Annotated in this window: 15 protein-coding genes; 10 read left to right on the top strand and 5 right to left on the bottom strand. The window is 26.8% G+C overall.

Features of this window, described 5'->3' with window-relative positions:
- Positions 1–16: 16 nt before the first annotated feature.
- The 4 genes from JJC02_15015 to JJC02_15000 form a co-directional block, all read right to left on the bottom strand.
- Positions 17–913, bottom strand: a complete 897-nt coding sequence (locus tag JJC02_15015; GenBank protein UDN56435.1) for an IS3 family transposase — start codon at positions 911–913, stop codon at positions 17–19.
- Positions 871–1,188 (bottom strand): transposase, encoded by a 318-nt coding sequence (locus tag JJC02_15010; GenBank protein UDN54187.1) that lies wholly within the window; start codon positions 1,186–1,188, stop codon positions 871–873. Before JJC02_15010 ends, JJC02_15015 begins: the two co-directional genes overlap by 43 nt.
- A 109-nt stretch (positions 1,189–1,297) precedes the next feature.
- On the bottom strand, positions 1,298–2,842 hold the full coding sequence (locus JJC02_15005) for a transcription antiterminator (GenBank protein UDN54186.1): 1,545 nt from the start codon (positions 2,840–2,842) through the stop codon (positions 1,298–1,300).
- 25 nt (positions 2,843–2,867) lie between these two features.
- Positions 2,868–3,509 carry an aldolase gene (locus tag JJC02_15000; GenBank protein ID UDN54185.1) on the bottom strand — a complete coding sequence of 214 codons (642 nt, stop codon included), beginning with the start codon at positions 3,507–3,509 and terminating at the stop codon, positions 2,868–2,870.
- Positions 3,510–3,815: 306 nt separating this feature from the next.
- On the opposite strand from JJC02_15000, the gene JJC02_14995 reads away from it, so the two are divergent.
- From JJC02_14995 to JJC02_14950, 10 genes are all read left to right on the top strand, one after another.
- Positions 3,816–4,967: an iron-containing alcohol dehydrogenase gene (locus JJC02_14995; protein ID UDN54184.1), complete on the top strand. Its 1,152-nt coding sequence runs from the start codon at positions 3,816–3,818 to the stop codon at positions 4,965–4,967.
- Positions 4,968–4,979: 12 nt separating this feature from the next.
- Positions 4,980–5,792 carry an HAD family phosphatase gene (locus JJC02_14990; protein UDN54183.1) on the top strand — a complete coding sequence of 271 codons (813 nt, stop codon included), beginning with the start codon at positions 4,980–4,982 and terminating at the stop codon, positions 5,790–5,792.
- 25 nt (positions 5,793–5,817) lie between these two features.
- Positions 5,818–6,309, top strand: a complete 492-nt coding sequence (locus tag JJC02_14985; GenBank protein ID UDN54182.1) for a PTS glucose transporter subunit IIA — start codon at positions 5,818–5,820, stop codon at positions 6,307–6,309.
- 454 nt (positions 6,310–6,763) lie between these two features.
- Entirely contained in the window at positions 6,764–8,182 is a 1,419-nt protein-coding gene (locus JJC02_14980) for a GHKL domain-containing protein (protein UDN54181.1), read from the top strand.
- Positions 8,160–8,873 (top strand): response regulator transcription factor, encoded by a 714-nt coding sequence (locus tag JJC02_14975; GenBank protein UDN54180.1) that lies wholly within the window; start codon positions 8,160–8,162, stop codon positions 8,871–8,873. Before JJC02_14980 ends, JJC02_14975 begins: the two co-directional genes overlap by 23 nt.
- A 235-nt stretch (positions 8,874–9,108) precedes the next feature.
- Complete coding sequence (locus JJC02_14970) at positions 9,109–11,616, top strand: FtsX-like permease family protein (GenBank protein UDN54179.1); 2,508 nt, start codon at positions 9,109–9,111, stop codon at positions 11,614–11,616.
- A gap of 12 nt (positions 11,617–11,628) precedes the next feature.
- Entirely contained in the window at positions 11,629–12,294 is a 666-nt protein-coding gene (locus JJC02_14965; GenBank protein ID UDN54178.1) for an ABC transporter ATP-binding protein, read from the top strand.
- A gap of 387 nt (positions 12,295–12,681) precedes the next feature.
- Positions 12,682–14,085, top strand: coding sequence for a M20 family metallopeptidase (locus tag JJC02_14960; GenBank protein UDN54177.1), 1,404 nt, complete (start codon positions 12,682–12,684; stop codon positions 14,083–14,085).
- The gene (locus tag JJC02_14955) at positions 14,057–15,745 is read left to right on the top strand and encodes a PTS transporter subunit EIIC (GenBank protein UDN54176.1); all 1,689 of its coding nucleotides are present in this window, start codon (positions 14,057–14,059) and stop codon (positions 15,743–15,745) included. The genes JJC02_14960 and JJC02_14955 overlap by 29 nt, the downstream gene beginning before the upstream one ends.
- 237 nt (positions 15,746–15,982) lie before the next feature.
- Positions 15,983–18,805, top strand: a complete 2,823-nt coding sequence (locus JJC02_14950) for a DEAD/DEAH box helicase (GenBank protein UDN54175.1) — start codon at positions 15,983–15,985, stop codon at positions 18,803–18,805.
- An 18-nt stretch (positions 18,806–18,823) separates the two neighbouring features.
- Here the strand turns inward: JJC02_14950 and JJC02_14945 are convergent, their stop codons facing one another.
- A complete protein-coding gene (locus JJC02_14945; GenBank protein UDN54174.1) occupies positions 18,824–19,213 on the bottom strand; it encodes a (deoxy)nucleoside triphosphate pyrophosphohydrolase in 390 nt (129 codons plus the stop codon).
- Between the last annotated feature and the right edge of the window lie 847 nt (positions 19,214–20,060).

Genomic DNA, 20,060 nt, shown 5'->3' with positions numbered 1-20,060 from the left:
TTAAAAAAGGCTATCTTTACGCACAATGAGTTCGATATTCAATCGGACTCATTCCGTTTTTTAATTGTATTCTTTCATTATTATAAAAATAAATATAATCATTTATTAGACTAATCATTTTCTTTGGATCTGTAGTATCAATTAAATATATTAATTCAGATTTAAAATGACTGAAAAAACTTTCTATAGGAGCATTATCCCAGCAGTTGCCCTTTCGGGACATTGATTGTATAATACCATTATCCTTAAGCCTTTTAGAGTAAGATCTACTTGTATATTGTGAACCTTGATCTGTATGTAAAATACAATCTTTAGCTAAATTCATATTTATTAGTTGATTTACTGTATTATTAACTAATTTAGTATCCATTTTTGTACTTATCTCATATGCCACTATTTCACCATTAAATAAATCTTTGGCTACATTCATATATAAGAATTTTTTACCGATAGGTATGTATGTTATATCCATACAAATTTTTTCTAATGGTTGATTAGCTCTAAATTCACGATTTAATATATTATCATATATCTCATATGATTTAAACTTACGTCTATATACTTTCTTTCTAATAATAGATTTAATACCTAGTTCTTTCATCAACCTATATACTCTCTTATGATTAATAGGGCTATCAAGTATTTTATTTAAATAAGTACAAATTCTTTTTCTACCGTAAGTTCCTCTATATTTTTTATGTATTTCAATTATATAATCCTTAATAATTCTATCTTTGATACCCCTATCGGAAGATTTTTTAGAATAACTTAGCCATTTATAGTAACCGCTTCTTGACACACCTATCAACTTACACATACTAGAAATACTATACTTCCTAGACATAAGTTTAATTGTTTTAAATTTATCGCTTACTTTGACTTGTCCAATAGGGTACTTAACTTTTTTAAGAATTCATTCTCCATGCGTAAGTACTTCAATTCTTCTTCAACAGATTTAAATTTTCTATTATCATTTTCTAGACTAATATTTTTAAATCTGCCCCTAGTTTCATCATTAAACGCAGTTTTACCTTTATTTTTATAATCTTTTACCCAGTTTTGAACTTGTGTTTTGCTTCTTATATTCAGCATCTCAGCAATTTTGTATGATGAGTATCCTTCTTTTATATATAAGTTTACAGCTTTTAGTTTAAGTTCTTTGCTATATTTTTTGTGTTTTTTAGACATAGAAAAACCCCCTTAGAGTATACGCTTTTTAGACCTATTATAATAGCCTTTTATTTAAATGTCTACTATAAGGGGATTATACTAATGTTGAGACAAACCCATTTTTTACTTATTTATAAGATAATATTTTATTTTTTTCAGAATATAGTTTTTTTATAATTGTACTAAGCCTAGAAATATCATTTTTACTTAAAAGAGCATTTATATTTATCAGCTCAGCATGATGTTCAAAGTCTACAGGAGCAGTAGTTAGTATTAAATCCACATCATCAAAGTTTGTAAATGAAATAGAAGATAGAGGTATAGATTTAACTATATTAATTTGATTAAACTCAAAACTTAATTTTTGTACTAGTAAGTTAGATACACCATCACTGCAATGACATATTAAAATAGTATTTAGGGGAGACTTGCTTCTATCTATTGCTGATATTAAATATAAAGCAAGATGTCCTATTTCATCCTCATTAACTTCATAATTCATCAACTGTTTAATAACAGTATTAGACTCTTTAGCAGCCTTGTACGTATAAGGGAATGTTCTCTTTATATCATTTAATATGGGATTTGTAATAGTAAATCCATAGTTTATTCGGTGTAGAACTGACTTAAGGTGATTAGCAAGAGATTTTATTAATATTAAATCGTCCTTTAAGTTTAAATTTAGTATATCTCCCCAATGAGTAGCTATTGCTTCAGATAGATTATACTCTGTAATCTCTTCATTTCTAAGAGGTTCAAGAGTAGTAGTTTTCTTTATGGATTTAAGTAATCCTTCTATATGAAGAAGGATATAACAGACTTCCTCATCAATAAATTCTACATCAAAAGCTTCACTTAGATTGGAGCATAAGGTTTTTGATTTTTCAAAGCATTCATGTTCTAATAATTCTCTAAAGAAACTTTCAGATAAGTTAATATATCTATTAATTGAAATTCTCTTAATACATATAGCTATATGTATTAAGAAATTTATATAATACTCATCACTAAGATTACTTTTTTCTACTTGTAAAGTGTGTAGAGTGATTTTAGATAATTTCTCAAAATTATAGTTGAATAACTCCTTAAATATTTTTGTTGAAGGAGTGTCATTACATTTATCAGATGTTGAGAATAAGATTTCTTTAAGTTCAGTATAACTTTTATTAGTAGTAGTAAGTTCAAAAACTGCTTTTCTAATATCTTTTTCTTTACCTTCTAGATATACACCATTGTTGGTTTTTCTAACTAGCGTTACTTTAAAGTTTTGCAAAAAATTTTGAATAACTACCAAGTCCTTATGCACAGTGGCTCTGCTAACATGTAGTTCATTGCAAATGTCACGAATCCTAAACTTCGAATTTTTAATGAATAATTTACTCAGAATATATCTTTTTCTATCTTCAGGAGAATATGCATATATACAATTTGATTTATCATTGATATCTCTAATAACTTTAAGTTTTATATCTTCATTACCTAGAATAATAACTCCTGAACCTGTTTTTTTATCTAGAGATAAATTAAACTCTAAAAACCATTCATCTAAAATAACAAGGTCATTACGAATAGTTTTATTACTAACATTTAATTCTTGGGCAATAGTATCTACAGTAATATAGTCTGAACTATTTAGTAATAATTCTGCAATATCTAATAATCTTTTGTTCAATGCAAACCCTCCTAAATCTTAGTTGCTATTTATTAACTTTAGACCAATCTTTTTCAAAAGTTTTAGTCCCATCTACTGTAAGCTGGTTAAAAGAAGCTTTTTTAAATAAATCATATGTTACAGCTGCATAATCACATCCACAAATAGATGCTTGAGTTAAGTGGAATACATTTTTAATAGAAGCTGCAACAACCTTAGTATTATATCCATTTATTGATATAAGGTCACATATTTCTGTAAGATTTTTTATACCATCGTACCCATTTTCATCATTTCTACCTATAAAAGGGAATAGGTAGTCAGCACCTGCGTTTACAGCCAATGATGCTTGATTTGTATTGAAAATCAAAGTACATGCAGTTTTTACACCTTTACGATTCAATATGTTTATAAGTTCTAAGCCAATTTCAGAAAAATTTATTTTTATTATAATGTTATTGTTTATATTTGATATATTATCACAAGACTCAAGTAATTCATATAAATTATTTCCTATAACTTCAGCAGTTAATATTTCTGGATTTAAATTAGTACATGTTTCAATGAATTCATAAAAATTTACATTTTCTTTAAGATACATAGATGGATTAGCTGTTATTCCTTTAAACCCATACCTTAAACACTTTTGAATCTCATCAAGATTCGCACTATCTATTAAATATTTCATAATTTAATTCTCCTTTAAGTTATTTATTACAATAAAAGCACTCTTTTATTAGCCATAATCCTCTTCTGAAGGCAATAATTTTTATTTATTAAGATATTAAGTTAATTATACAATAAGATTGTTTATAAAATTATCCCATGACTACTTAATAAAATTTACATAATGATATGGTAATAATAAAACGTTGATTGTTTATTAATTTCCATAAACTTTAGTAAATAAGAGTTAACAGTTAAAGTATTGCCTTAAAAATCCTGTGATAGGTATAATTTGAATATGAAGGCAATAATTTAAGGGAGGAAAAATATGATTAACTTTTATCAACCATCAAGAATAAATTTTGGACAAGGAACTTTAAGCGAGTTACCTAGAATAATAGGAAAATATGGAAAGAAATGTTTGTTAGTTACTACTCCAAATGTAGAGCCATTAGACAAGCTATATGAAAGAGTTAGATTAGATTTAATGGGAAAAGGTATAGAAGTTGTACACTTTGATAAGGTAGAGCCAAATCCAACTGTAGAACTAATAAATGAAGGATTTGAATTAGCTAAAAAAGAATCTGTAGATGTTATCTTAGCTGTTGGTGGAGGTTCAAGTATAGATACTGCCAAAGTATTAGCCTTAACTTTTGGACTAGAAAAAATAGATTGGGATTATATGTTTAGTACATATACAAATCCATTTAAAATATATGATAAAGTAAGTGAAAAAGAATTACCATTAATTGCTGTATCAACTACTTCTGGGACGGGAAGCCAAGTTACACAAGCAGCAGTAATATCAAGAGGAAGTGAGAAAAATACAATATTCCATCAAAATTGTTTCTCAAGAGAATGTATAGTAGACCCAGAACTTATGCTAACTTTACCAGAGAGAATTACTGCATCAACAGCATTTGATGCCTTTACTCATGCATTTGAAAGTTACATAAACCCAAATGCTAATGATTTTACAGAGATAATGTCTGAAAAATCTATGGAATTAGTTATTAACTATTTACCTAAAGTAATGAAAGAAAGAAATAATATAGTATACAGAACAAAATTGGCAATGGCAGATACACTAGGTGGAAGTTCATTAGCAAATGCTGGAGCAGCAGCACCACATCCTCTAAGTGAAATAATAGGTGGAGTTACGCATATTCCTCATGGTGAAGCTTTAGCTATAGTGTTTCCAAAGTTTGTGGAAAAGTTCTGTGAAAATAATGTAGCTAAATTTGCTAAAGTAGCAAGAATGTTCAACGGAGAATTAGAAAAAGTAGAAGATAATGAAGCAGCTAAAGCTTTAAAAAATGAAATAGAAAGCTTTTTAAAGAGTGTAGGGCTTAAGACAAAAATGTCTGAGTTTAATGTAACAAAAGAACAGTTAGAAGAAATAGTAGGCTATCCAGTTTTAGGTTTTTTACCATTTGGAAAAAAAGAAGACCTTGTTGAAATATTAGAAAAATCTTACTAGGATGTGATACAAATGAATTATAAATTAATTTGTACTGATATGGATGGTACTTTATTGGGAAAGGGATTTGAAATATCAGAAGAAAATATTAAAGCATTAAAAGAAGCTATGGAAAAGGGGATTAAAGTAGCCTTAGTTACAGGAAGACCTTATAATGTTATGAAATATTTTACAAGTGTCTTAGGTGATGATATATATATTATATCAACTAATGGGACGTATTTTAAATTACTAGGATACGAGTATAAGAAGGTGTTAAGTAAAGAGTCTCTAAAAAAAATATATACAATAAGTGAAAAATATAATTTAAATAAACATTTTAAAGGATGTAAAATAGTCATATCCAACAATGAAATAGGTCAAGAACATCCATATAGACTAATAAATAGTAAAAATAAAGAAGAAGATAGAATTGAAATAATAGAAAATGCAAGCTGTGAAACTTTATTAGAAAGAGCTGAAGATGAGATTTTAAAGTGTATACTTTTCTCAGAAAACGTAGAGTCTTTAAGAGAAGCAAAGGAAGAGTTTAAAAAGCAAAAAGATTTAGAAGTGGTAAGTTCTGGAAAGTTAAATTTTGAAGTTATGAGTAAAGGTACTTCAAAAGGTATTGCAGTTAAAAAATTTTGTGATATATTAGGTATAGATAGCAAAGAAGTTATATGTATAGGTGATAATGAAAATGATATATCCATGATTGAATTTGCAGGTCTTGGTATCGCTATGGGAAATGCTACAGATGAAGTAAAATCTATGGCAGATTTTGTAACTGATACTAATGCAAATAATGGTGTAGCAAAAGCTTTAAGAAAAGTATTATCATAAAATTTTATAATGTGGAGAGTGTGTTATGTTTAATATATTTAAGAAAAAAGAAAATAAAATTGAGAAAATATACAGCCCTTTTAAGGGAAATTTAGTTAACTTAGAAGATGTTCCAGATGCAGTTTTTGCCCAAAAGATGATGGGAGATGGAGTAGCAATAATACCAAGTGAAGGTAAGTTATATTCTCCTGTTGATGGTGAAATAGTCAATGTATTTGATACAAAGCATGCAATAATGATTAAGAGTAACGATAATACAAATATGTTGATACATGTAGGTTTAGAGACAATGTCACTAGAAGGAAAGCCGTTTGATGTTAAGGTAAAGGCAGGAGATAAGGTAAGAGCTAAAGATTTAATAATGGAAGTAGATTTAGATTTTATAAGGTCAAATGATTTAAACATAATAACTCCTGTAGTTATAATGGATGATGCTAATTCTGTTAAGAGAACAGTAAAAGATAGACTAGAACCTGGAAATGTAGATACTAATAGTGTAATAATGGAAGTTGAATAGATATAAGAAAGGGGCTGTCACATTAGAAAATAATGTTACATCCTTTTTTTGTTTAAAAAAATAAATCCCACATTCAAAAGAGCTCGAGATTCTTGTATAATAATTGTATGCTAAAACAAAATACTATACATATCAACTATACTATTTATGGTGATAATTATCAATTTAAATTACCACTAAATATTGATTACATGATTCCAAAAAATGATTCTGTAAGGTTATTAAGTCAAATTATTGAGGAGATGAATTTAGAAAAATTATAATATATGCAAACATGAACTGTATTTATTTTTTACTAGTAAGTAAAAATTTAATTGCACAGTTTACAAACTTTCTTGGAGGTAATAAAGAAAGTTCAAAGGATACTCTATTTATGAGATATAAACAATAGTTTGAGATTGCTAAATGACACAAAAATATTTTTTATGTGGTAGAATTGTAAGGGGAGGAGTTTATGGAATTATTTGTATTGGAAATGTCACAGACGTTATTAACTGTATTTAAAATTTTAGTATTTAAAAATTTCCTTGATATTTATCAAAATAAAAAAAGAGAAGATAAAGAAGTAAGAAGCTCTCTTTGGAAACTTATAATATTAGTTGTGGTTTTAGTTTGTCTGAATAATCATTTTCATTTGAATAGAATAGTTAAATTAGGTTTGTGGTCGATAGAATTAAGTTTGTTACAAATTGCATTTATTTGTATAATTATATATTTTTGTAAAAAAAATTATGAAGTGAAGTTCTGGAAAACACTTATGTTTTTTATAGTTTATAGAAATATACTTTTTATTACTGGAAATATAATTTATTGGGGAATTACATTTTTTTGTATGGTTATTGGTTTTGGTAGTGATAACTATCCAAGTGTATTAGTTTTAATTTTACGTGAAGTACTAGTTTTTATCATTTTATTTGTATTAAATTTAATATTAAAAAAATATAGAAATATTTTTAAAGATAAAAAATACATAATAAGTATATTAACTGTTATATTTTTAGTAATGTTTTTGTATATATACAATTTTATAGATAAGTATATTTTGGTATATGTAGTTAAATTTAAAAATTCAACATATAAATATATATGGAGTTCGATAGATAGTTTTTTATATCAAAATATAATTCCATCATTGGTTGTGATTGTTATACTTTTAATATTTACAATTAAGAAGATGAAAGAATCCATAATTTTAGAAAAGGAAAAAGCAGTGATAGAAGAAAAAATAAGAGCTCAATACAATTACTATGAAAGAATAAAAGAAAATCAAGGTAGAACTAAACGACTTTATCACGATTTAAAAAATCATTTGGTCTGTATCAATAATATTGATGCAAATGAAAATGCTAGTAGATATAGCATGGAACTTCAAAAAGAAATAGAGAAGATAGAGTATATATATAATACTAAAAATGATATACTAGACATTGTACTTAAAGAAAAAAATGATATTTGTATAGATAATAATATAGATTTTTTTGCAGATATAAATTTTGAAAAATGCAACTTCATGCAAATGATTGATGTGTGTAGTATTTTTTCTAATATATTAGATAATGCAATAGAAGCATGTTTAAAGATAAAAGATAATGAAAGAAAAATATATATAAGAGGAACTATAGTTAAAAATTATTTTGTATTAAAGAGTGTGAACTCAAAAATAAATGATATAAAAACAGATGATAATAATATTCTAAGTAGTAAAAAAGATAAATATCTTCATGGAATAGGTTTAAAAAGCGTTGAATATTCATTGAATAAGTACAATGGAGAGTTTAAATTTAAGGATTTTGGTAATGAATTTGAGCTAGATATTTATATTCCAATAGAAAGTGAAGTGAATTTGGACTATGAAAAAAATAGTATTATGTGAAGATGAATTAAGCCAACAAAAGTTGATAAAAGGGTATATCGAAAAAATTTTCGAAAGCAGAAATGAAGAATATGACCTTTTGATTTATAGAAATGGAGAAAGTTTAATAGAAGATTATCCAAAGAATATAGATATATTTTTATTAGATATACAATTAGAAGAAATTGATGGAATGACTTTAGCTAGAAAAATAAGAAGTATGTATGATAAAAATGTAGAAATTATATTTACAACATCTTTAATAGACTATGTACAAGAAGGATATGAAGTAAGAGCTTATAGGTATTTGCTAAAGCCTATAAAGTTAGGTGACCTAGAGAGGCATTTGATTTCTTGCTTCAATGAAATAGAGAGAAACAAGGGTAAAGAGTTAATTTTGAGTTCTAAAACCGAAATATTTAAGATAAACACAGCAGATATTTATTATATCGAAGTTTTGAAAAGAGAAATAACTATACATACAAAAACATCCAAGCACTCTATTAATATGACTATGGATAATATAGAAAGCAAAATAAACCAAAAAAATTTCCATAGATGTCATAAAAGTTATTTGGTCAATTTGGACTATGTAGTAAATGTAAAACAATATGTAGCTACTATGGAGAATAAAGAAGAAGTTCCTATAAGTAGATATAGATTTAAAGAGTTTAAAGAGGTATACCTTGAAAGCCTTTTAGCAGTATTATAAAAACTAAAACATGACAGTTGTAACATTAAAATGTACAGTTGTGCATGGTTCATTGTACATAAAAAAAATAGATGCTATCCTTTAGTCAAAGAAGGATAGCATCTATTTTTTGCGTATAAAAAGTATATCTTTGTTTATTAAAAGATAAAATAAGTTGTTAATAAAGGTAGATATATTAGTTCAAGTGAACTAATTAGCATTAAATAAATATATATTAATCAAAAAGGAGGCAATTATGAAAGGTATTTTTACATTAGCTTTTTCTTATCTGAGAAAGCAAAAAGGGAGAAGTTTTTCTATAATAATAGCAATAGGGCTAGCTACATTGATATCATTTTCTAATATAGTTCAAAAACAAACAGATATAAAATTAGGAACTGAAAAATTACATGAAATATTTGGAACTTATAATTATGAATACAATGATATTGATAATCAAGCACTACAAAAAATATTGAATGACAATACTAGTGATATTACATATAGGTTTAAAAATAGAGTCTCTAAGACAATCAATTTAGGTAGTATTGTTTATAAAAATGGAGTTAAGAGTATTCTTAATACATATAGTCCATATTATTTAGAAGAAAGCAAGTATGAACTTATAAAAGGGAGAGCACCAAAAAATGAAAATGAGATAGTTTTAGATAATAGAGCTATAGAGGAAATGAATTTAGAAAATAAATTAGGTGAGGAAATAGACTTTAACATAGTTAAAAAATATAAAAACACTGATGGAAAACAAGAGATATACAATAAAAATCATAAATTTAAGTTAGTTGGAATAGTCAGTAGACATAAAGACTATTATCAGGAGTATAAAGAATATACACTTAGAGCTTTTACAGGTGGATATACAAATTTAATATCAGAAAACCTTATTACTAAAGGTGGATATACAAATTTAATATCAGAAAATCTTATTACTAATGATGGTTTTTTAAATGTAGAAAATGAAAAGCCTACAAAGGAGAATCTGTATAAAAGGTTGGACAAATACGGTCTTACAGAGTATAACTTTACTGTGAATGTAGGTTTAATTCAAGGACTAAATTCTATTGGTGTTAGTGAAGAGGCAATAAGCTATGAGATAAGGAAGATGCTATTACCTATAGCTGTATCAGCGCTTTTAATATGTAATATTTTTATGATGACTTTATTTGATATGAAAAAATCAATAGGTATGTTGAGAGCGATAGGTGCTAAAAGGCATCAAATATGTTCTATAATTTTTATACAGAGTTTAATACTGGTAATAATTGGTGTATTATCTGGTTTTTTAATTGGAGGAGGTTATGTATATAATTATATATCTAAAGTTTATCCTCAAAATCCAAGTCTTTATATAACCAAAGAAGCAATATTGATACCAATATTAATAGCAGTAATTATGGTTTCTATTTCAAATATAGTTACTATATATAAGGCGTCCAGAGTATCTCCTGTAGAAGGTATGAAAAATAATGACTTTAGAAAACCTAGAAATAGATTTTATTATAAATGGATAAGAAAAGTATTTAATATAACTGGAGATATGGCATATAAAAATACATTTAGATTTAGGACAAGAACTATTCTTTGTATATTATCTATGGGATTAGTTGGATCTATGTATATAACTGCATTATCAAATTACAATAAAAGTGATATGGGTGTAATGCATATACCAAGTCAAAATATTGGTGAGTATGATATAAAACTAACTAAAGATAATTATAATGTGGAAAATGCTTTAGGGATGTACAGTAAGAGTGATATAAAAAAAATTAAAAATATAGACGATGTAGATGATGTAGATGGAAAATTAGTGTTATCTGGGTTTATGAATAAGAATGAATCACATTTAGAAGTTAGGGGTTATACAGAGAAAGATTTGAAAAAATTAGATAACTACATAGAGGAAAAAAGTGATGAGAATAATAGTGAGTATATAAATGTTTTGATTAACAATCATACTTTTGGAACCAATAAACCAATAGATAAGAATTTGAAAATTGGAGAGCTGATTGAAATAAAAATACCATCAGTAAATGATGGAAAGTTAAGTTATAAAGTTGAAAAAGTTAGAATTGCTGGTTTCTTAGATAGAAAGTGGATTTTAAATAATTCCTATGGAATTATGATAACGGTAATAATGCCAATAGAAGAATTATCCAAATTGACTAATATAAGTGATGTTAATGTAATAGGCGTGAAAGCTTCTAGTGGAAAAGAAAAGGAAGTAGAAAATAAAATAGAAAAAATTATTGGAAGGAAAGATTACAATAATCTAGAAAGTAGAGCGAAATACAAAGTAGAACATGAAAAATCACAAGAAATTGTTGAAATGCAAAGTATGTTTTTATTATTACTTATGTCTGTAGTAGCTTCATTAAATATTTACTACACTATAAAAACAGGAATACTAATTAGAACTAGGGAGCTATCCACTTTGAGAAGTATTGGTATGAGTATGAAAAAGATAAAAAGCATGCTTATTAAGGAATCATTAATTTATGCATTTCTTAGCTGTATAATAGGGTCTGCTCATGCTATATATAAAGGATACAAAGATGTATCTATGGTTAATGAGGTTATGGAAGTTGGATTTGGCGCTAAGAATCTAGAAAAATTTGAAGTGCCTTTTAATGAAATAGTAATATTTACTTTTTTAGTGATAGTAGTTTGCATTATATCAGTACATTTGTCTAAACAAAAACTAGAAAAAATGAGTATATCAGATGGAATTAATAAGGATGAATAAGGAGGAATTAGTATGACGATATTAAAAGTAGAAAACTTAAACAAAGTTTATGGTAAAAACGAAAATGAGTTACATGTTTTAAAGAGTATAAATTTAAATATAGAAGAAAATAAATTCATTGCTGTAGTAGGTGCTAGTGGCTCTGGAAAAAGTACATTATTAAATTGCATGGCAGGTCTTGATAAACCAACTGATGGAAAAATTTATTATAACAATGAAGAAATAAGTAATATGCCAGATGGAAAACTGGCTGATATAAGGATAAATAACTTTGGATTTGTATTTCAAAATTTTAACTTAGTACCAGTTGTTAATGTGTATGACAACATAATAATGCCTTCGTTATTAGAAAATAAAAAAATAGATAAGAACTATCTAGAAAAATTACTAGAGAGACTACAAATAAAGGATAAAATAAAAAAATTTCCTAATGAATTATCTGGAGGTCAACAACAAAGGGTGGCTATTGCTAGAGCGCTTATAAATAAACCTAAAATTATATTTGCAGATGAGCCTACAGGAAATCTAGATACAAAGTCAACAAAAGAAGTTATGAGTATATTAAGAGAATGTGTGAATGATTATAATCAAACACTTATAATGATAACTCATAATGACATGATAGCTAAAGAAGCTGATATTTGTATAAAAATACAAGATGGAACAATAATGAATTAATTTAATATATAAAAAATAAAACTCTAATAATATTAGGGTTTTATTTTTATATAAAAGTTTAAGAAGTAATAAAAAATAGAATATGAAAATTCAAGAAAGGAGTTGAATTTAAAATTTGATTAGAAAAAAATCAATTTTGAGATAACTTCTTTTTTTAATAAGTTTTACTGGAATAAAATTATATTAAATCTAGATAAAACAGGTCAATTAAAATGTTAATAAGTAGTATAGTATAATTTTGTCATAATCTGTTGATTATTTACCGTATCATTATGGTAATTTAGAGAAGTATTTGAAATATTGAAAAAATAATATTCAAAATTTATAATGTAGATATGAACTGAAATGCTTTGTAAAACTAATATAAAGGGGTGATAAATAATTAAGATGATAGTAAATAAAGAGCTAATTATTGATTATTTAAAATCCAATCAAGAGAACATAGTAAAAGATATTGCGAGTCTAGTTGAGATACCTTCAGTTAGAGATGAGAGTACAGTAGATGTAAATCAACCATTTGGGATAGAAACAAGAAATGCCTTTGATAAGCTTATTCAAATAGCAAAAGATAAAGATTTTGTTGTAAGAGACTTTGATGGATATGCAATTCATATAGAATATGGAGAAGGTGAAGAAGTAGTGGGGGTGCTTAATCATATAGATGTGGTGCCAATATATACAAAAGAGTTGTGGAAGAGTAAACCTTTTAAAGTCTACCAAAGAGATAACTATCTTTACGGAAGAGGAGTTAATGATAACAAAGGACCTTTAATAGGGGTTTTATATGCATTACTTTTCTTAAGAGAACTTAATGAAAAGCCAAAGAGAAAGATTAGATTGATAGTAGGTGGAGCTGAAGAGACGACTTGGGAATGCATGGAGCATTACTTTAGTGTCAATGAACAGCCAAAATTTGCATTTTCTCCAGATGGAAACTTCCCAATAGTAAATGGAGAAAAAGGTATTTTATACTTTAATCTAAGAAAGAAAATGGATAAAGATAAACTTAGGAATCACAATTTAGTTGATATAAGGTCAAACAAAGAAGATGGATTTGTATGTGATAAAATCGAAGCTGTTTTTAAAACTAATGACAAGAAAGAGTTAGTAGAATTATTAGATTATTATACAGAGATAGAAGAACTAGAAGAAGAGAAAGTATTAGTAAGATATATAGGAGAAAGAGCTTTATCGAGAAACCCACACAGGTCATATAACTGTGCATTTAATTTAGCAAAAGATTTAGAGAAAATTAAAAAGTTAAATGATAAAGGAATCATAATAAAAGATATTTTAAATTCATACTTTACAGATGATAATCATGGAAAAAAATTAGGACTATATACAGAAGATGTAGATATGGGAGTTTCTACAATATGTATAATGAGTATATTCTTAGAAAAAAATGAGTTGAATATGAAAATAGATTTTAGATATCCTAAGGGTATAAGTTGGGAATTTATAACTAATAGAATTAATGAAATTGGAAAAAAAGAAAATTTAATAGTTGATATATATAAAGATTTAAAATTATTGTATGTAGAACCAGACAGTGAATTAATAAATAAATTATCAAGTGCATATAAACAAGGTTTTGGAAAAGAAGCAGAACTTTTTACGAAAGGAGCTGCATCTTATGCAAGAGTATTAGAAAATGGAGTTGCATTTGGACCCACAATAGAGGGAGATAATCCAAATTCACATCAGGCAAATGAAAATATAAGTATAGACACATTATATAAAGCGATAGAAGTATATATATATGCATTATATAGCCTGGCATTTCAATAAAAATGGAGGAAATAATACTATGAAGGATAAATTACAAGTACTTTCTGGAGCAATGATGATTCCTGTTATATTACTTGTTGTAGCAGGAGTATTTATAGGATTAGGGTCAGCTTTTGCAAATATGGAAAACGTTTCTGCGTTGGGGCTTAGCGGACTAATAAAAGAAGGGTCATTTATAAATGTATTCTTTAAAGTAATAAATGACCTGGGGTTTATGGTAATGGGATACTTACCAATATTCTTTGTTACTGGTATAGCTTTTGGATTATCTAAAAAGGAAAAAGGATGGGGTGCATTAGGAGGAATTGTTTTATTTATAGGAATGCACACAGTTATAAGTACATTACTAGCAGCAAATGGTATAAATTCAGATACAGTTACAGCAGAAGCATTTATGTCATCTGGATTGAGCGAGGCAGAAGCATATAGCCGAAGTTCCTTATATGGTTCTTTCTTAGGAATATTTTCATATGATTGTAGTATATTTGGAGCTATAATAGCTGGATTTGTAGCTAGTACAGTACATAATAAATTTGTTGACATAGAACTTCCTAGTGCATTATCTTTTTTCTCAGGTTCGAGATTTTCAATGATTATGATGTTTATAGCATCAATAGTATTGGGTACAGCAATGTACTTTATATGGCCACCAGTAGGTTTAGCATTATCTAAGCTTGGTAATTGGATAGGTTCTAGTGGATTATTAGGAACATTTACTTTTGGAGCAATGGATAAAGCTTTATTGCCATTTGGCATACACCATTTAATTGCATTCCCTATAGAATACACAAGAGTTGGTGGAACAATGGAAGTAGGTGGAGCAATTTACGAGGGTGTTAATAATATAAGATTGGCTCAAATGGGAGACCCAGATACACTATCTTATATAACTCGTAACTTTACAACAGGACGCTTATTAATACATTTTGCAATATTACCAGCAGCAGCTTTGGCTATGTATAAATTAGCTGACAATGTTAATAAGAAAAAAGCAATAAGTATATTGATACCAGCAATAGTAACAGCTATGTTGGTAGGGGTAACGGAACCAATAGAGTATACATTCTTATTTGTTGCACCATTATTGTACTTTGCAGCATATGTACCACTAGCAGGATTGACATATGTATTTACAGAAATGTTTAATGTTTCTATAATGGGAGAATCATTTAGAAATATGTTTCCCAATTTATTACAACCTCAAAAAGTGGATGCGTTACCTTTATTATTTTTGATACCAATATTCTTTATAGTTACGTATATAATATTTACATGGGCAATCAAGAAGTTTGATATAAAGACACCAGGAAGAAGTTCAGAAGAAGTTAAGCTTTATAGTAAGAAAGAATACAGAGAAAAACAATCTGGGGATGCTGTTAAAGCTACAGACAAAGGAACAGTAGAAGATAAAGATACAGAACTTGTATATTCTATAATAGAAGGTTTAGGAGGAAGTGGCAATATAAAAAATATTACAAACTGTGCAACTAGACTTAGAGTAGAGTTAAATTCAATTGATGGATTCTATGAAGATAGTTTCTGGGTAAATGAATTGGGTGCAAGTGGAGTTGTTAGAAAGCAAAATTCAGTTCAAGTTATATTTGGACCAAGAGTTATTACAATAGCATCAAAAGTTAAAGCTGTATTAGGTGTAGATTAATAGATATATAGCCATGCAAATTAGATTAGTTTGTATGGTTTTATTTTTTACTTATTTAATAATAGGTAGAGTATGCTTAATAATTGGTAATAAAAACAGTAAAAATTTGAATGTATCAGATAAAAAAGAATTGTTACTATAAAAAATTAGATAAATAGTCATACAAGCTAAAATAAGGACGCTTCTCTATTTTTATGCTATAATTTAAACATATTTATAAAAATTAAGGGGAAAATGATGCAAGAATCAAAACAACTAATTATAAATTCAAAATATAGTAATTTATTAAATGAACTAAAGAAAAGCTTAAAAGAATGTAAAGCCTTTTATTTTAGTGTAGCATTTATAAATTATAGTGGAGTACAGTTGTTGCTAGATACATTTAAAGAGTTAGAAGAAAAAAATGTAAAAGGCAAGATAATAACTACTACATATCTAAATTTTACAGAGCCAAAAGCATTAGAAAAAATAAAAGAATTTAATAATGTAGATATGAAAATATTCATAGCAGATAGAGAAAAAGGTTTTCATACAAAGGTGTACATTTTTGAAAATGCAGACCATTATAAAATTATAATAGGTTCTTCAAATATTATTCAAAGTGCATTAAAAAGCAATATAGAATGGAATGTAAAGATAGTTTCAAAAGAAGAGGAGCCATTTATAAAGGATGCATTAAAGGAGTATGATAATCTTTGGAATATGAGTTCAAATCTTAATGATGAAGTGTTACAAAGATATATGTTATTTTTGAATGAAATTAAGAGAACAGAATTAAAAAGAAAAATGGTGTTTGATAATTTTGTACCTATTAGACCTAATAAGATGCAGATAAAAGCTATGGAAAATCTAGAAAGGCTAAGGGTTCATGGAGAAAACAAAGCTTTAGTTATTGCAGCTACTGGGACAGGGAAAACATATATGTCCGCATTTGATGTGATGGAATTTAAACCGAAGAGATTATTATTCATAGTTCATAGGGAAGAAATTTTAAAGAAGTCAAAAGAAACATTTGATAGATTATTAAGAGAAAGAAATTTAAAAACAGGTTTATTTACTGGCAATAAAAAAAACTATGAGGCAAATTATCTATTTGCAACAATACAGACTATGAATAAGCATTATACTGAATTTGAAGAGGATTATTTCAATTATATTATAGTTGATGAAGCTCATCATAGTGCTAGTAAATCATATCTAAATGTTTTGAATTACTTTAAACCTCAGTTTACATTAGGTATGACTGCCACTCCAGAGAGATGTGATAGTTTAAGTGTATTTGAGCTTTTTGATAATAATGTTGCCTTAGAAGTTAGATTGCATGAAGCACTTGAAGAAGATTTAGTAATACCATTTCATTACTTTGGTATAACAGATGTTGAGGGTGTAGATTTAGAGGATATTAATTTAGATGATACATCAGAGTTGGCTAAACGTTTAATGATACATAAAAGAGTAGATTTTATTATTGAAAAAATGAAATTTTATGGACATGATGGACAGTTTAGAAAATTATTAGGATTTTGTGTAAATATAGAACATGCAAGATATATGGCTGAAGAGTTTAAGAAAAGAGGTATAAATAGTGTTGCACTTTGTGGCGAGGATTCTATTGATAAAAGACAAGAATACATTAAACTACTAGAAAGTAATAAGGATAGCTTACAGGCTATATTTACTGTTGATATTTTTAATGAAGGTGTTGATATACCTTCTGTAAATACAATTTTAATGTTACGACCTACTGCATCTCCTATAATATTCATTCAACAATTAGGGAGAGGACTTAGAAAAAGTGGAGATAAAGAATTTTTAACAGTACTTGATTTTATAGGAAATCATAATAAGACATTTTTAATAGCTATAGCTTTAAATGGTGCAAGATATTATGATAAGGATAGTATAAAAGTAGCTGTAAGTACTGATTTTGCTAATATACCAGGATGCACTCATATTCAAATTGATGAGATTTCCAAGGAAAGGATTCTAACACAAATTGATGGAGAAAATTTCAGGTCAGCAGAATATTTGAGAGAAGAGTATAATCAGTTCAAAATCTTATGTGGAGGAAAAGTACCATATTTGTTATTAGATTATATAAAATTTGATGGCTCACCAGACCCAGTTAAGTTTATAGATAAAGATGGGACCTATTTAAGTTTTGTAGGTAAAACAGAAAAGGATGATAGTATTAAAACTTTATTAATGGATGAAAATTTTGAAAAAATATTAAGAGAATTAAATACTAGTCTACCTTTAAAAAGAATAAATGAATTTATTATACTTAAATATTTATTAAATCATGATAGTATTAGCATAGAAATGGCAAGTAATGAAATATTGAAGTATATTAATAAAGTAGACCATGATAGTATAATTCATGCTTTTGAATGTTTAAATCATCAATATTGTGATTCATCAATAATAAAAAATAAGGTTAAACTAATAGAGTATGAAAGGAATACTTTATATAGAAGTAGTATATTTAATCAAATAATTAATGATAAAAAATATAGAAAATATATAGAGGATGCTATTAATTACGGTATTATTAGATATGAAAAAGAGTTCAAAGAAGATTATTATGGAGTACCATTCTTAAAGTTATATGAACAGTACAAAATGATTGATATAGCATTACTTTCTAATTATAGAAAGATTCATTCTTCATTTAGGGGTAGTGGACTTTTAGCTAATGGGAATGAATATTTCCTGTTTATCGATTTGCATAAGGAAGAAGGAATAGACGAAAGAATAAACTATAAGGATAAATTTTTAAATCAAAATTATTTTCAGTGGCAATCTCCAAATTCTACACGACAGTTGACTGATAGAGGTAAGAATTTAATTCATAATAAAGATAGAAAAGTTAACTTACATTTATTTGTGAGAAAATATAAAGAAATAGATAAGAAGGCACAGCCATATATTTATATAGGTAAGGGTGACACTGTAGAATACAGTGGGGAGAAACCTATAACAATGAAAATAAAACTTCATCAAGAAGTTCCTGTTAAAATATATAGAGAATTTATAAAAAAAGTAGAGATAATGAAATAGGGATACATCAATATATCCCTATTTCATTATCTCTTTTACAATAGGGATATCTGCAGGAGCCCATACTAAAGAGCTTAAATTTTCCTTTGAAAGGAAAACTAACTTAGAATGTTCATTAGGAGTAGGAAACCCTTCTATTAATGAACATTTTATACCAATTAAGTTTACTATAATTTTTTCATATTCATGAGTGTTTTCAGCAAATATAATATCTGCTTTTACTTTACAACTTAATTCTTCTTGTATTTCTCTTTCTATTGCATAAAACAAAGATTCCCCTTCTTTAACCTTTCCACCTGGAAATTCCCAGTAATTTGGTAGAGACATATTTGGGGCTCTAAGAGCGCATAGAATTTCATTATCCTTATTTTCTATAATTGCAGCAACAACTTTTATTGTTTTTTTCAACTAAATCACCTCATAAAATAAAATACCATAATTAATAAATTTAAACAAATTTAAAATTATAGAGTTAATTGTAAGTACAGTAGTGTATATTAATTTTGTGAAGGATTTACTCATTTGAAGCAAAAGTCATGGATGGTGAAAAAATTGGAGACATAATAGATATAAAATTACCTGTATATTAAAGATAGTATTAAAAAGTATGAAATATTTAAGGTTGAAGTTAGTGCTATTATGAAAGAAGTTTATGTAATATGTTAAGATGTGAATATTTATACCAATGGAGCACAGTTAATATTTAGATAAGATGACTAATAGAGAATTAACAGGCCAAAAGGTTATAACAAGATTTATGTAATGACTAAAAAAGGTAGGTTATATCTAGTTTACTTATACTTTCTATAGAGAACATTTTAAAAGTAAATAAAATAGACTATTGAAATTTTAAATTAGGTATTTATAAAGTATCAATACCTAATTTGTTTATCTAAAATATTGATTTAATTAATAACATATCATCTTATATTATGTTTTAAATAGGTTTTTCTCTGTTATATCTCTAGGAGCAGACTTAAATTTATCAATTTAATGAATTACATACTAGACAGTAAATAAAATGTACAATAGAAAACACCTTAAGGTAATTTAAAAGTTATATGGTAAATATCAAATTCAATTCTAAAGTATTTACTCTGAAAATATTTACAGTCTAGACATATTATGCTACAATTATCTACAATAAATAAAATTTAATAAGAATTACCTCATCTAATAAAAAGATTGAGGTAGAGGTTGCATTTACTAAGAGTAATATTGAAGAGGTCGGAAACCAATGAGACAATATAAAAGG

The organism is Clostridioides sp. ES-S-0054-01 (assembly GCA_021561035.1).
In the GTDB taxonomy this organism is placed as follows: domain Bacteria; phylum Bacillota; class Clostridia; order Peptostreptococcales; family Peptostreptococcaceae; genus Clostridioides.
The sequence above is the reverse complement of the archived record's forward strand: the minus strand, read 5'-3'. Positions and strand labels throughout refer to the sequence as shown.